Annotated in this window: 13 protein-coding genes; all 13 read left to right on the top strand. The window is 37.8% G+C overall.

The features are described from left to right. Window positions 1–448 (top strand): TlpA family protein disulfide reductase (locus TJ68_RS07035; RefSeq protein WP_040929460.1); only part of this gene is annotated, 448 nt, incomplete at its 5' end. Next, window positions 441–689 (top strand): DUF2198 family protein, encoded by a 249-nt coding sequence (locus tag TJ68_RS07030; RefSeq protein ID WP_238316062.1) that lies wholly within the window; start codon window positions 441–443, stop codon window positions 687–689. The genes TJ68_RS07035 and TJ68_RS07030, both read left to right, overlap by 8 nt. A gap of 90 nt (window positions 690–779) precedes the next feature. Next, a complete protein-coding gene (gene uvrB / locus TJ68_RS07025) occupies window positions 780–2,750 on the top strand; it encodes an excinuclease ABC subunit UvrB (protein ID WP_040929456.1) in 1,971 nt (656 codons plus the stop codon). 19 nt (window positions 2,751–2,769) lie between these two features. Then, window positions 2,770–5,607, top strand: a complete 2,838-nt coding sequence (gene uvrA, locus TJ68_RS07020) for an excinuclease ABC subunit UvrA (protein WP_040929459.1) — start codon at window positions 2,770–2,772, stop codon at window positions 5,605–5,607. After that, a complete protein-coding gene (locus TJ68_RS07015; RefSeq protein ID WP_040929455.1) occupies window positions 5,607–6,746 on the top strand; it encodes a DUF4097 family beta strand repeat-containing protein in 1,140 nt (379 codons plus the stop codon). The genes uvrA and TJ68_RS07015 overlap by 1 nt, the downstream gene beginning before the upstream one ends. A gap of 79 nt (window positions 6,747–6,825) precedes the next feature. Further along, window positions 6,826–7,758, top strand: coding sequence for an HPr(Ser) kinase/phosphatase (gene hprK / locus TJ68_RS07010; protein WP_040929454.1), 933 nt, complete (start codon window positions 6,826–6,828; stop codon window positions 7,756–7,758). Further along, complete coding sequence (gene lgt / locus TJ68_RS07005) at window positions 7,758–8,630, top strand: prolipoprotein diacylglyceryl transferase (RefSeq protein WP_052327375.1); 873 nt, start codon at window positions 7,758–7,760, stop codon at window positions 8,628–8,630. The genes hprK and lgt overlap by 1 nt, the downstream gene beginning before the upstream one ends. Before the next feature lie 2 nt (window positions 8,631–8,632). Beyond that, window positions 8,633–9,127 (top strand): acyltransferase, encoded by a 495-nt coding sequence (locus TJ68_RS07000; protein WP_040929453.1) that lies wholly within the window; start codon window positions 8,633–8,635, stop codon window positions 9,125–9,127. Continuing rightward, window positions 9,117–10,529: a tetratricopeptide repeat protein gene (locus tag TJ68_RS06995; protein WP_040929452.1), complete on the top strand. Its 1,413-nt coding sequence runs from the start codon at window positions 9,117–9,119 to the stop codon at window positions 10,527–10,529. The genes TJ68_RS07000 and TJ68_RS06995 overlap by 11 nt, the downstream gene beginning before the upstream one ends. 60 nt (window positions 10,530–10,589) lie before the next feature. Further along, entirely contained in the window at window positions 10,590–11,522 is a 933-nt protein-coding gene (gene trxB, locus TJ68_RS06990) for a thioredoxin-disulfide reductase (protein ID WP_040929451.1), read from the top strand. 57 nt (window positions 11,523–11,579) lie between these two features. Beyond that, the gene (gene rapZ, locus TJ68_RS06985) at window positions 11,580–12,455 is read left to right on the top strand and encodes an RNase adapter RapZ (RefSeq protein ID WP_238316061.1); all 876 of its coding nucleotides are present in this window, start codon (window positions 11,580–11,582) and stop codon (window positions 12,453–12,455) included. After that, complete coding sequence (locus TJ68_RS06980; protein WP_040929449.1) at window positions 12,445–13,425, top strand: gluconeogenesis factor YvcK family protein; 981 nt, start codon at window positions 12,445–12,447, stop codon at window positions 13,423–13,425. The genes rapZ and TJ68_RS06980 overlap by 11 nt, the downstream gene beginning before the upstream one ends. A gap of 17 nt (window positions 13,426–13,442) precedes the next feature. After that, window positions 13,443–14,387, top strand: coding sequence for a DNA-binding protein WhiA (gene whiA / locus TJ68_RS06975; protein WP_040929448.1), 945 nt, complete (start codon window positions 13,443–13,445; stop codon window positions 14,385–14,387). Window positions 14,388–14,660 lie beyond the last annotated feature (273 nt).

Genomic DNA, 14,660 nt, shown 5'->3' with positions numbered 1-14,660 from the left:
AAAGCCACCTACTAATAATCATGCAGAAGGTCAGTTGATTACGGAGTACTCGTTTAATGGTGTGACGACAGATGAATCGTTTGATAATATTATTAAAAACAATGAAGTAACTGTTGTGAATTTGTTTGCGTCTTGGTGTAATCCATGCCGCAATGAAACACCAGATTTAAATGAGTTTTATTTGAAAGATTTACCAAATGACGTAGAACTTGTCGGGTTAAATGTACAAGATAGTGGTAAAGCGCGAGATGATTTTATTGAAGAGTTTGATGTCCAATATCCGATATACAATATGGACAATGATAAAGACTTTATGGTGGATCTTCGTTTAACGATTATACCGACAACGTTGTTTATTAACAGTGATGGTGAAATTGTGAGGACATATGTCGGAGAGATTTCTAAGAAAACGTTAGACAGTTACATTCAATATGTAAGGGATGAGTAATATGGAAGACGTTTTTTGGTATATGATGGCAATTACTGTACCAGCATTTACAGTGATTTTGTTTACGACGATTACGAGAAATCGTTACGTCGCGATATTTTTAACGTTTATCGTATTTGCAATTTCTATGTACCGTGGGTTTTATAACACGGAATGGATTATATATTTAGATGCACTAAGCATCGTAATTGGTTATATATTCGTTGAAGTATACAATTTAGATAGTAAAGATGATATTTAAGAAATGACAAACATCCGTTCGGTCATTTCTTTTTTTAATTTCGAAGAAGTGGTGTAAGATAGATATAAGTTAAAAATTTGGAGGTACATTATGGCAGAATTTGAACTCGTTTCAAACTTTGAACCTGCCGGTGATCAACCGCAAGCGATTAAAGAAATAGTGAAACAAATACGTTCCGGACAAAAGCACCAAACATTACTTGGTGCGACTGGAACGGGTAAAACATTTACGATGAGTCAAGTCATTAAAGAAATTGGTAAGCCGACGTTAATTATCGCCCATAACAAAACGTTAGCTGGGCAGTTATATAGTGAATTTAAAGAATTTTTCCCAAATAATAGAGTAGAATATTTCGTCAGTTATTATGATTTTTATCAACCTGAAGCGTACGTACCATCTACGGATACGTTTATAGAAAAAGATGCGTCTATTAACGATGAAATCGACCAACTAAGACACTCAGCGACGAGCGCATTATTTGAAGGCGATGACGTAATAATCATCGCCTCTGTGTCGTGTATTTACGGTTTAGGTAACCCAGAAGAATACCAAAACTTACGTTTAAATATCCGTGTTGGAATGGAAATTGAACGAAACGAATTATTACGTCGACTCGTTGATATACAGTATCAACGAAACGATATCGACTTTGGACGTGGTACTTTTAGAGTGCGCGGAGATATCGTTGAAATCTTCCCTGCAGCTCGAGATGATCAGTGTATTCGCGTTGAGTTTTTCGGTGATGAAATCGATAGAATACGAGAAATTGATTTTATTAGTGGTGAAGTGCTAAGTGAACGCGAGCACTTCGTTCTATTCCCAGCATCTCACTTCGTCACGCGCGACGAAAAGATGACTGTTGCGATCGAACGTATTGAAAAAGAATTAGAAGAACGTCTAAAAGAATTGCGCGATGAAGACAAATTACTCGAAGCACAGCGGCTTGAGCAGAGAACGAATTACGACTTAGAAATGATGAGAGAGATGGGCTTTACGTCAGGAATCGAAAACTATTCGGTTCACTTAACGTTACGTCCACTGGGGAGTACACCGTATACACTGCTCGATTACTTTAAAGACTTCGTTATTATGATCGATGAGTCGCACGTGACACTCCCTCAAATTAGGGGAATGTATAACGGAGACCAAGCACGTAAACAAGTGCTCGTCGATCACGGGTTTAGATTACCATCAGCATTAGATAACCGCCCGTTAAAATTTGAAGAATTCCAAGATAAAGCACAACAACTATTATACGTGTCTGCCACTCCTGGACCGTATGAATTAGAACATACAGATAAGATGGTCGAACAAATTATCCGACCGACAGGACTACTTGACCCGACAATTGACGTACGTCCGACTGAACATCAAATTGACGATCTGCTTCATGAAATACAAACGCGTGTTGAAAAGAACGAACGCGTCTTAATTACGACGTTAACGAAGAAGATGTCAGAAGACTTAACGGCGTATTTAAAAGAAGCGGGCGTTAAAGTTCAATATTTACACAGTGAAGTAAAAACGTTAGAACGTATCGAAATCATACGTGAGTTACGACTCGGTACGTATGACGTTCTCGTCGGTATTAACTTACTACGTGAGGGAATCGATATCCCAGAAGTGTCACTCGTTGCGATATTAGATGCAGACAAAGAAGGATTTTTACGTTCCGAACGTTCATTAATACAAACAATCGGGCGTGCTGCACGTAATAGTGAAGGTCACGTCATTATGTATGCAGATAAAATTACGGATTCCATGAGAGTTGCACTCGATGAGACAGAGCGACGTCGTAAAATTCAAATCGAATATAACGAAAAGCACGGGATTACACCTACGACGATTAAAAAAGAAATTCGTGACCTCATCAGTGCTGAAGTTGAAATTAAAGATGATAAAACATATGAAAAAACGGGTACAGTAAAACTCACAAAGAAAGAGCGCGAAGATTTAAAAGCAAAACTCGAACGCGATATGAAAGAAGCAGCGAAAAACTTAGATTTCGAAACAGCAACAGAACTTCGGGATGCGTTATTTGAGTTAGAAGCAGAAGGGTGATAAGCACGTGAGTGAAAAGATAAATAATAAATTCATTAAAATTAATGGTGCAAGACAGCACAACTTAAAAAATATAAATATAGATATACCGAGAGATCAGCTCGTCGTAATGACGGGCTTATCAGGCTCTGGTAAGTCGTCGCTCGCATTCGATACGATTTACGCAGAAGGGCAACGCCGTTACGTTGAGAGTTTAAGCGCGTATGCGAGACAGTTTTTAGGACAGATGGAAAAGCCAGACGTCGATACGATTGAAGGGTTATCACCAGCGATTTCAATCGATCAAAAAACGACGAGTAACAACCCGCGTTCAACAGTGTCGACAATTACAGAAATATACGATTATTTACGATTATTATATGCACGTGCGGGGACGCCGTATTGTCCGTATCACGATATTGAAATTAAAAGCCAAACGATTGAAGAAATGGTCGATACGATTATGGAACTAGAGACACGTACACGTCTTCAAATATTATCTCCAGTTGTACGTGGCAGAAAAGGACAACATAAAAAGATATTTGAAAGTCTTCGAAAAGAAGGATACGCAAGAGTCGTCGTTGACGGTGAAATGTATGATATCGAGGACGTACCAGAATTAAATAAAAATAAAAAACACGATATCGATATCGTAATCGATAGAATCGGAGTTAAACCAGGCATTGAAGCGAGACTTTCTGATTCACTTCAAATCGCATTAGAAAAAGGAGAAGGTAACGCGGTCGCTAACGTTATAGATGGAGAAGATATCCACTTCTCAGAAAACTTTTCGTGCCCTGAATGTGGATTTACAATTAGTGAATTAGAGCCGAGACTCTTTTCATTTAACAGTCCGTTCGGTGCGTGTCCAACGTGTGACGGATTAGGTAAAAAATGGTCGGTTGACGCGTCACTCGTTATTCCAGATGACACGTTATCGTTAAATGACGGTGCGATTTTACCGTGGAGACCGATAAGTTCAGATTATTATCCGAATCTTTTAAAACAAGTCGCTGAACATTTTAATATCGATATGGACCAACCGTTCAAAGATTTATCTAAAGAAGAACATGACATTATTTTAAATGGTCATACCGATCATCTAGACGTTACGTTCACACAGCGTAACGGTGCAAAGCGTACACGTACAATTCAATTTGAAGGTGTTTTAAATAATATCGAGAGAAGATATCAAGACAGCCCGTCAGAGTATACGCGTGAACAAATGGCGCAGTATATGCGTGAAACAGACTGTACGACGTGTCATGGATATCGTTTAAATATTGAGGCGCGCTCAGTTAAAATTAACAAACGCCATATCGGTGAAGCAGTCGACCAATCGGTGAACGATGCGCTTCAATTCTTTAATGATTTACATTTAAATGAAAAGAATCAAGCAATCGCAACACCGATATTAAAAGAAATCAATGACAGACTCACGTTTTTAAGAAATGTTGGGCTCGGATATTTAACGCTCAACCGCCGAAGCGGGACGTTATCTGGTGGGGAAGCACAGCGTATTCGACTCGCGACACAGATCGGTTCGATGTTAAGTGGCGTGCTTTATATACTAGACGAGCCTTCGATTGGACTACATCAGCGAGATAACGATAAGCTAATCGCAACGCTAAAAGAGATGCGCGATTTAGGCAATACGTTAATCGTCGTCGAACACGATGAAGATACGATGATTGCGAGTGATTATTTAATCGATATCGGACCGGGTGCTGGAGAAAATGGTGGACAAATCGTCGCAGCTGGAACACCGAAAGAAGTCATGAATAACGACGCTTCAATTACAGGTCAATATTTAAGTGGTAAAAAAGAAATCCCATTACCAGAAAATTATCGAAAACAAACGACTAAAAAGTTTAGAGTCAAAGGCGCAGAAGAAAACAACTTAAAAAATATCGATGTAGACTTCCCGCACGGTCTCTTAAACGTTGTAACAGGCGTCTCAGGATCTGGTAAGAGTACGTTAGTGAACGAAATTTTATATAAAGGGCTCCATAAAGAGTTATATAAATCTAAACTCGTACCTGGAAAGTTTAAAGAAATAGAAGGTGGCGAGTATTTAGATAAGATCATCGACATCGACCAATCTCCAATCGGTCGTACACCGAGAAGTAACCCGGCGACGTATACAGGTGTCTTTGATGACATTCGTGACGTCTTCGCTGAAACGAACGAAGCGAAAGTTCGAGGGTACAAAAAAGGGAGATTTAGTTTTAACGTAAAAGGTGGACGTTGTGAAGCGTGTAAAGGTGACGGGATTTTAAAAATTGAAATGCACTTTTTACCAGACGTCTTTGTGCCTTGTGAAGTATGTCACGGTAAACGTTATAACAGAGAAACGTTAGAAGTTAAATATAAAGATAAAAACATCTCAGATGTCCTTGAAATGACGGTAGAAGAAGCAGCGAAATTCTTCGAAAATATTCCGAAAATCAGTCGTAAGCTAAAGACGTTATTAGATGTTGGACTCGGTTACGTTAGACTCGGTCAACCGGCAACGACGTTATCCGGTGGAGAAGCACAACGCGTGAAACTTGCGAGTGAACTTCAAAAACGTTCAAATGGTAAGACACTCTATATACTCGATGAGCCGACGACGGGACTCCACTCAGAAGATATTAGAAAACTGATTAAAGTCATTCAGCGACTCGTAGATAACGGTGACACCGTCGTCATTATCGAACATAATTTAGACGTTATAAAAGTTGCAGATCACATCATCGATCTTGGCCCTGAAGGGGGCGACGGTGGAGGAGAAGTCGTTGCGCATGGTACAATAGAAGATATCATGGAGACGAAAGAAAGCCATACAGGATATCACTTAAAAAAATGGCTCAATCGTAACCATCAGGAGGTTAAATAATGGATAGTAAAGCGCGAATTTTAAAAATGCTTGAAGATGGTTTAATCACGACAAAAGAAGCAATCGACCTTATGAATGCATTAAACGAAGACGATCAAGATAAGAAACACACGAACGATAAAAAAGAAGAAGAGAACAGTATTTATAAGTTTTTTGAAAATATGACAGACGAAGTTGGAAAGATTTTAGATCCAGATACGATTCAAAAAAATGCAAAAGAAACGTTTGACGATGTCCGCCGTAAAGCGAAAGCAACGAAGAGCACGTCAGATATTTTAAAAACGTTAGAAGACGTATTCGACAAAGCTAAAACAGGAGACATCGATGCGATTTTCCAACAAGGGTCTAAAAATAAACTCATCGAAACGATCGAAGAAGATTTTTCATCTATTACGTTAGACGTAACGAATGGTAACGTCGAAGTTAAAAAGACAGATGGCGTAACAGCGGTACGTTTTGAAGTGACACCGTTCTATAGAAAACTCGATAAAAAACGCAATTACTTTGAAGATATTTTCTGCGAAGTAAAAAACGGCAACTTAGAAATTATGTCACCACTTCGTAGTGCGAAAGTAAACGTCGTATTAGAAATCAACGAACGTGCACTCGACCACTTACACATTTCAAGTTCAAACGGTAGCGTCGACGTTGAAGATTTACTGTTAAAAGATTTATCTATCGATATTTTAAATGGTGATATCGAAGTCGACGATATTTCAGCAAAACATGCGTTCGTTAGAACGTCACGCGGGTCATTAGATGTTAAAGAAAGTGCGTTTACGAATTTAGAACTCGTATCGATGCTCGGTACGATTTCAACGAAAGAACTAGATGTTGAAGAAATCGACATTAAAGCGAACGGCTCAGTGTCACTTTCATTAAATGAAGATACGCGCGATGCTAAAATTCAAACAAACATGGGAAGTATCAACGTAGAAATTCCATCCGGTCGTAAAGTCGAAGGACGTTTAAACACAGTACTTGGACATATTAACTATCCGCCTGGTTTAAACATCCGAGATATGAAGCCATCCGATTTAGGATTAAAAGAAATTATGATCATTAATGACACAGATGAATCAGGTCTCGTTATAGAAGCGAGCACTAAAGTAGGTTCAGTCACACTCCATACAGTATAAAACGTATTTAAAGGACAAGTAGCTATCAGACTTGTCCTTTTTTGCTATAATAGGAAGTATCAATTTTGAGAGGTATATTATGTTAACAGTAAGTAACGTCATCGAACGATTCAAATTAGAAATTATCACTGGTAAAACAGGTATACATAAACCAATCACAAGTATCGACGTCTCACGACCAGGTCTTGAGATTGCGGGTTATTTTTCGCATTATTCAAAAGAACGCGTTCAGTTATTTGGACTGACTGAAACGACGTATTTTAATACGAAATTAACCCATGAAGAACGCGCAACTCGTGCACAACTACTATGTACAAATGAGACGCCGTGTTTTATATTTACAGACGATTTAATACCACCAAAAGAAATTATAGAAGCGTGTGAGAATGCAAATATTCCACTTTTAAAAACGTCGAATACGATTACGAATTTAATGTTTTACTTAACTGATTATTTAGAGATTTCTCTCGCACCTGAGACGAACGTTCACGGCGTACTATTAGATGTCTACGGAATCGGCGTATTAATTACTGGTGAAAGTGGTATTGGTAAAAGTGAAATTGCGTTAGAGCTCGTTAAAAATGGGCATCGACTCGTTGCAGACGATAACGTCGAAATCAAAGAAATTGGTAAAAACGTTCTCATTGGTAAATCTCCAGAGCTCATCGAAAATTTACTTGAAATTAGAGGGCTCGGCATTATCAACGTAATGACACTATTCGGTGCAAGTGTTGTGCTAAGTGAAAAGCGTATTATGTTAAACGTTCATTTAGAGTTTTGGCAACAAGATAAAGAATACGACCGTCTTGGATTAGATAAACGAACGAAAAATATATTAAATTCTGAAATACCAAGTAAGTTAATCCCTGTACGACCAGGGCGAAACGTATCGAATATTATTGAAGTGGCAGCGATGGACTTTAGACTTCAAAATATGGGAGTCAGTGCAGCGAGAGAATTTAACGAGCGCTTAATTGCGCATATTAGAAGTAAAGATAATGGAGGTAAATAATGATATATGCGATTGACCGCGTCGCAGTAAGTATCGGTGGGTTCGATATTTACTGGTACGGGATTTTAATATTTACAGGAATGATTTGTGCATACTTTTTAGCAAATCATGAGATGGTTAAAAAAGGATTTAGCGACGAAACACTTACGGAGATGATGGTATATATCATCATCTTCTCACTCGTAGGTGCGAGACTTTACTTTGTGTTATTCAACTTAGATTATTATTTACTCCACCCGCTCGATATTATAAAAGTGTGGGAAGGTGGAATGGCGATCCACGGTGGACTCATCGGTGGGGTCCTAGCTGGGTATTACTACACGCGTAAAAACAATTATAGTTTCTTCCAGTTTGGGGATATGTTAATGCCGAGCGTACTACTCGGCCAAGCGATCGGACGTTGGGGAAACTTTATTAACCAAGAAGCACACGGTGGTCCGGTCTCTCGAGCGTTTTTAGAGACGCTACGTTTACCAGAGTTTATCATTAACCAAATGTATATCGACGGTGTGTATTATCACCCGACCTTTTTATATGAATCGATTTGGAACGTCATCGGTATTTTTATACTGATGCGTTTACGTCCGAAATTAAAAATTGGTCAGACGTTTTTACTCTATTTAATTTACTATTCTATCGGACGTTTCTTTATCGAAGGAATGCGTACAGATAGTTTAATGATTTTAGACCTTCTCCGTACAGCACAAGTGATGAGTCTATCACTTATCGCACTTGCGATTATTGTATGGATATATAGAAATAAAAAGTACCACTTACCGCTATATGGTAACGTACACGGAAACTTTAACACGTTTAACAAAAAACAGCGTGCGACAGTTAAACAAAACACGAAAAAGAAAAAGAGGAAATAATTATGCGTAAGCTCGAACGTTTTCCTTCAAAAAAAGAAAATCCGCTTTGGCGGATGTACCGTACGATTTCGTTTTTTAGAGTCGTTAAAAACTTCATCATCGTTGAAGCGGGAAGGTATTTCCCATCGACGAGAATGAAACATACACTGTATAAAACCGGACTCAATATGAAACTCGGTGACAAAGTAAGTTTTGCATATAAAGCGATGCCGGACTTATTTTATCCTGAAAATATTACAGTTGGTGAGAACTCGATTATCGGTTATAACGCGACGTTACTTACGCACGAATATTTAGTCGATGAGTACCGTATCGGTTCAATTAAGATCGGTAAAAATACGATGATCGGCGCGAACGTTACGGTGTTACCTGGTGTGACGATTGGTGACAACGTATTAGTCGGTGCTGGAAGTGTCGTCTCTAAAGATATTCCAGATAATAGTATCGCGTACGGTAATCCGTTAGTTATAAAGGAGAGAAGCGATATTGAAAAGTAAAATTATCTCGCTTCGTAACGACGGGAGGGTATACTACCGTCAAGCGATGAAGAAAAAGCATCACGGATCATATCGTGATGCTTTAAATCTTATGGAGCGAGCGTTAAATGAAAGTAAAGAACGCGAATATGTGAGTGAATATGCGTATATACTCACGCTACTCGGTGAATACGATAGAGCAGAACAGTTTATAATGACAGAGTTTGCAGCGTCAAATTTTGATACGACGTATTACTATGAATTATCTGAGATGAATGTGTTAATTGAAGATGCAAATAAAGGACTGTTATTTGGTATATTGTATGCAGAACTTCATAAAGATGATGATTATTACGACGATTTAATGGAAATGTTTACCGTTGAAGACTATAGTTACGATGAACTTCTAAAGGAAGCGAAAGAATTCGTTGGTCAATATATATTCCAGTCGTACTTTATGAGTGGTCAAATTGAAACATCACTTGATTATTTAGATGATATCGACTTTGACTTATCAAATAAACGTGAATTTAGAAATTTACGTGGGATGGCGTTACTCTTTTTAAATCGATTCGAAGAAGCAGAAGCGATATTAACAGAGCTATTAAAAGAAGACCAAACAGATATGCATGCGTTAAGTCATTTAACGTTACTTTATTTTTATACGAATCGTCACGACTTATATGTAAAATTTTTACGTCATTTAGAAGTCGTCGAACCACTCGACGAAGACGACCGTTTAAAAGTCGGGCTCGTTTTAAACTTTTTAAAAAAGCATAAAGAAGCGTATCAATTACTTTATCCATTATATAAAAAGAAGTATATGGTCAATTTCCAGTTATTACATGCACTCAGTCAAGCCGCGTATAAAATTGGCGAAGTCGAAGAAGCAGAAATGTTTTGGAAAGAGATGCAGCTCTATCACCCACTCGATGAAATTCACAGTCCATGGCAAAAAGAACAAGCGGCTGAAACGTTAAATAAAATTATCGACGAGTATTTACAAAGTGATGATCCACATAAGCGCATACTCGGCTTGTTCCGTACGAGTATTATTCGACCGGAAGATGTCATATTAGGGTCACCCGTATGGGATTTAATTGAACAGTTTGGAAACTTTGAAAAGATGTACACGGCGTATATATTTAACAATTTTAAGTTTAAAAAGTTTGATATATTACATGAAGGACTTGAAGTGTTATCGATTGATTATCTCGATAGAGATGACATTTTACTCGGCTGGATTGACGCGATTACACATATCGACATTAGCGAGTTAAAAGAATCTGGGAAAACATATGCGTTAGCTTTTTTATATGTGTATTATAACGATGGTTTTACAGTAGAAACATTGTCAGAAAAGTATCAGGTTTATCCGCATAAATTAAAAAAAGCAATTGAAGATATTAAGCAGAATGAGTGACACACCCGGCTCATTTTAGATATAATATGAAAAGTATGTTACGAGTAAAGGAGAGTCATTATGTCAGAAGTAAAAGAGTATGATGTCGCGATTTTAGGGGCAGGTCCTGCTGGGATGACTGCTGCAGTATACGCGTCACGTGCAGAGTTAAAAACAGTAATGATCGAACGTGGTATGCCTGGAGGGCAAGTAGCAAGTACTGAAGACGTTGAAAACTTCCCAGGATTTTCTTTAATAACAGGTCCTGAATTATCATCTAAAATGTTCGAACACTCAACGAAGTTTGGTGCAGAATATAAATATGGTGATGTTAAATCAGTTACATTAGACGGTAATTATAAATTAATCGACCTCGGTCGCGAGACGATCAAAGCAAAAGCAGTGATTATCGCAACAGGTACAGAACATAAAAAAATCGGTGTACCTGGTGAAGAAGAGTTAGCAGGTAAAGGTGTTAGTTACTGTGCGGTATGTGACGGTGCGTTCTTTAAAGAGCGTCATTTAGTCGTTATCGGTGGTGGAGACTCAGCAGTAGAAGAAGGTATTTTCTTAACGAAATACGCTAGTAAAGTAACAGTCGTTCACCGTCGTGATACGTTACGTGCACAAAAGATTATTCAAGACCGTGCATTTAACAACGACAAAATGGAGTTCATTTGGGACACTGAAATTCAGTCTATTAATGGAGACGGCGTCGTACAATCAGTGACGTTACTCGACAAAAATACAGGTGAAACGTACGACTATGAAGCGGATGGTGTATTTATTTACATCGGACTGCTCCCGTTAACTGAACCGTTTAAGGACCTCGGTATTTTAGACGAAGAAACAGGATATGTCATTGCGAACGAAGAAATGGAAACGAGTATTCCAGGAATCTTCGCAGCAGGAGACGTACGTGAAAAAACGTTACGTCAAATTGTTACAGCAACTGGCGACGGCAGTATCGCAGCACAAAATGCAAGCGAATATATCGAAACATTTACAGAATAAGATTTAAAAGATGGGACGTTCGTTCCATCTTTTTAAACGTAGATGGGAGGAATCCGAGTGAAAAACTTAATTATATTAACTGGGATGAGTGGTGCAGGTAAATCTATCGCATTAGAATCTCTTGAAGACATGGGCTATTTTGCGATCGATAATTTACCAGTACCGTTATTACCAAAAATTGTAGAAATGATGCAGTCGACAAACGAAGATATGCATGACGTTGCGCTAAGTATTGACTTAAGAGATCGTATGTTTTTTAGTCAGTTTATTCCAGCAATCAACGATCTTATTTCAGTAAAAGGGATTCGCACACAAATCGTCTTTTTAGATGCGACAGATAATAAATTAATTAGTAGATACAAAGAGACGAGAAGAAGTCATCCGTTAAATGATAATGTGTCATTATCTGAAGCGATTAAAAATGAGCGTAGTTTACTAGAAGACGTGAAAAAAGCGTCGACAATTATTATCGATACGACAGAAACATCTGCAAAAGAATTAAAAGAGAAGATTTACGACTACTTAAAATATGACCGCGATGAAAAGTTTACTATTAATGTGATAAGTTTTGGGTTTAAACATGAGATCCCTCAAGATGCGGACATTATGTATGACGTTAGATTTTTACCAAATCCGTATTATATCGAGTCACTTCGTCCGAAAACAGGACTCGACCAAGACGTCTATGATTACGTTATGAAGTTTAAAGATACAGAAATATTTTATGAGAAGTTAATCGACATCATTAATTTTTCACTTCCGTTATACGTAAAAGAAGGGAAATCACAATTAAATATCGCGATAGGTTGTACGGGTGGGCAGCACCGTTCAGTTGCGATCGCAGAACGTATTTCAAATGACTTAAAGACAAAGCATATGTATAAAATTAATACAATCCACAAAGAAACACATAGGCATCGCCATGAATCATAAGACAATTAACGTCGTTTTAATCGGCGGTGGAACAGGGTTAAGTGTACTTGCACGTGGGTTAAAAAATTATCCAATCGATATATCTGCAGTCGTTACAGTGGCAGATGACGGTGGATCGACAGGAAAAATACGTTCTGAAATAGATATGCCAGCACCAGGAGATATTCGAAACGTTCTCGCTGCACTCAGTGAATCTGAAGCATTAATTAAAGATTTATTTACATATCGCTTTAACCGTGAAAAGATCAGCGGACATAGTCTCGGGAATTTAATGCTCGCTGCGATGTATGATATGCAAGGTGATTTTTCAGTCGCGGTTGAAAAGTTATCTGAGATATTAAACGTAAAAGGTAAAGTGATTCCAAGTACAAACCGCTCCCCAAAACTCGTCGCGATAATGACCGACGGGACAAAATACGAGGGAGAAAGTTATATTCCAAAAGTTAAAAAGAAAATCGATCATATATATTTAAGCCCATCGGGTATTGAAGGTTCTAATACCGCAATAGAAGCGATTCAAAATGCAGACTTTATTATATATGGTCCGGGGAGTTTATATACGAGTATCATCCCAAACGTCTTACCGACGAGTATCAAAAAAGCACTACAAGAATCCCATGCAAATCAGATTTATATTAGTAATATCGTAGAGCAACCAGGAGAAACAAAATCGATGACAGCAGCGGACTGTGTCGATGCGATTCATAAACATATTGGAAAAGATGTCATCACACATGTTTTAGCAAGTGACGAAGATACTAAGCAACTCGTCTCACAGCGCTACAAAGAAGAAGGCGTAAGTGCAGTGATCTTGAATAAAGTCGAACTACAACAACGAGGAATTAACGTATATTTATATGATAATATCGTCCAAAAAACAGAGGATGGTATATTAAGACATGACTCGATACAATTAGCTAAAAATATATATGAACTCATACTCGAATTATTTGAAGCTATTGAATATTGAAAGTGAGGTGAGTCAATATGTCGTTTGCCTCAGAAATGAAAGGTGAACTATGCCGAATAGAAGTGGATGAAAAATGTAGTAAAGAAGAATTATCCGCAATTATAAAAATGAACGGATCGATCGCAATATCAGAAGGAAAATGGATCATCAACATCCAAACAGAAAATGCAGCGATCGCAAGACGTATATTTAGACTCATTAAAGAATTATATAAAATCGAACCAGAATTAGCCGTTCGAAGAAAAATGCAGTTAAAGAAAAATAACGTCTATATTTGTAGAGTAAAAGAAAACACGAGAGAAATATTAGATGACCTAAACGTCATGCGTGATGGCGAGCTGATCCATGACGTGGAATTATCATCATTAACAGATGATGAATGCGTAAGAAGTTATTTAAGAGGCGCATTTTTAGCAGCAGGATCAGTCAATAACCCAGAAACATCATCCTATCATTTAGAAATCGCGTCACTCTATGAAGAACATGCATACTCACTCATGAAACTAATGAACGAATACGAACTCAACGCAAAAGTCATCGATAGAAAACGTGGGTACATTACGTACTTAAAAGAAGCGGAGAAAATCTCAGACTTCTTAGGACTCGTCGGTGGGCATCAAGCGATGCTAAAATTTGAAGACGTTAGAATATTAAGAGACATGAGAAACTCCGTCAACCGACTCGTTAACTGTGAAACAGCAAACTTAAACAAAACAATAAGCGCAGCGATGCGTCAAGTTGAGAATATTAAATACATCGACCAAGAAATCGGGTTAGAAAAACTACCAGACCGATTACGAGAAATTGCGTACTTAAGAAGAGACAACCATGACATGAGTTTAAAAGAACTCGGAGAAAGCATCTCAACAGGACCGATATCAAAATCCGGCGTCAACCATCGACTACGTAAAATCGATGAGATTGCAGATAAGCTGAGAAGCGGGCAAGATGTGAAGTTGTAGGGTGGATAATATGATGATTTCTACGTTTTATTTACAAAAATGAGACTAGAATCTAAAAATATGTTAGATAAATCAATATATTTAACAAAAATGATCCAAAACTACTGAAATATGTTAGATAAATCATTATATCTAACAAAAATACTCCGAAATATCTAAAATATGTTAGATAAATCAATATAACTAACATAATCATTAGAAAAGTGTTAAATAAACATGTCTAACTCAGTACAATAAAATAGAGTTATCAAATATAAAATAAAAAAAGGGATT

The organism is Nosocomiicoccus massiliensis (assembly GCF_000438455.1).
In the GTDB taxonomy this organism is placed as follows: domain Bacteria; phylum Bacillota; class Bacilli; order Staphylococcales; family Salinicoccaceae; genus Nosocomiicoccus; species Nosocomiicoccus massiliensis.
The sequence above is the reverse complement of the archived record's forward strand: the minus strand, read 5'-3'. Positions and strand labels throughout refer to the sequence as shown.